1 protein-coding gene is annotated in these 1,051 nt (G+C 64.9%); it reads right to left on the reverse strand.

Annotation, left to right across the window (positions count from 1 at the left end; all coding sequences use genetic code 11):
• Nucleotides 1-109 precede the first annotated feature (109 nt).
• The coding region (locus tag HMPREF9440_RS11840; protein WP_008541399.1) for an FAD-dependent oxidoreductase at nt 110-1,051 on the reverse strand (942 nt) is incomplete at its 5' end.

Below are 1,051 nucleotides of genomic sequence, written 5' to 3' on the forward strand. Positions count from 1 at the left end.
AGCAGGTCCGGTTTTCGACCCCCACCCCACAAGGTGCCCGGCCCTGAAAATGATACGCCTCTGTGACGGTCGGCAGTTCGGCCGCCGGGCTCTCATTGTTGGGGTGGCCTCAGACTTTCCGCCACCGGCCGCATCCACCCGCCATGCGTCCCATGACGATGCAGTTCGTGAGGCCCATGCCGCCCAAGCGGTCCTTCCCGAAGACGCCTCCGACGGTTTCTCCCGCCGCAAAGAGGCCGTCGATCGGACGACCGCTCCGGTCGAGAACGCGGGCCTGATGGTCGGTTCGGATGCCGTCCAGCGTCGTGTGCACGTAGATCCGTTCACGCCCCCAGTAGAAGGGCGGTTCCGAGATCCGCTGGGTAAAGACGCTTTTCCCAAATTCGGGGTCGAACTTGGCGTCGGCTGCTCGGTTGTAGTCGGCGATCGTACGTTCCAACACGTCGGGGCGGATCCCCATCTCGCGCGCCATGCTGCGGATGTCGGGGGACTTTTTGACGATGCCGTTCAGGAGCTTCGGCCCGAGCGTCGCGTTCTTCCTCGACTGTTGGTCCGTGATGACCCAAAAGCGCTTGTCGGGGAGCGCCAGGATGGCGGAAGCGAGTTCGCGCCGGGGAGCGGCTTCGTTCACGAAGCGGCGGCCCTCATCGTTGACGTAGAGGTCCGCGCCCGCATAGTCGAGGACGCGGCCGCCGCCGATGGGAAGGAGCTGCAGACCGAACCCCTCCGTGACGGCGCCGCCGAGCGCCTGGGCCAAACGGATGCCGTCGCCGTCGGCACCGTCCCAAAGCAGGACGTAGGGATTCGCGGACGTATGGATGTCCGCACTCAAGCGCCCGTCGATTTTCATGCGGGCGGGCACGTTGGCCGTGAAGCCGCCCGTGGCGATCACGACGGCTTCGGACATGAATTCAACGGCTTCACCACTTTGTCGGCAGTTGAGTTCGAAACCCCGGCCGACCGATCGCCTCAGCTCAACCACTTCGGTGTTGAGCCGGATGGTGACGCCGAGCTCCCGGGCATGTTTCGCGAGCGCCAGAATGTAGTTGCG

Origin of the sequence: Sutterella parvirubra YIT 11816 (assembly GCF_000250875.1) — a bacterium.
Taxonomy (GTDB): domain Bacteria; phylum Pseudomonadota; class Gammaproteobacteria; order Burkholderiales; family Burkholderiaceae_F; genus Sutterella; species Sutterella parvirubra.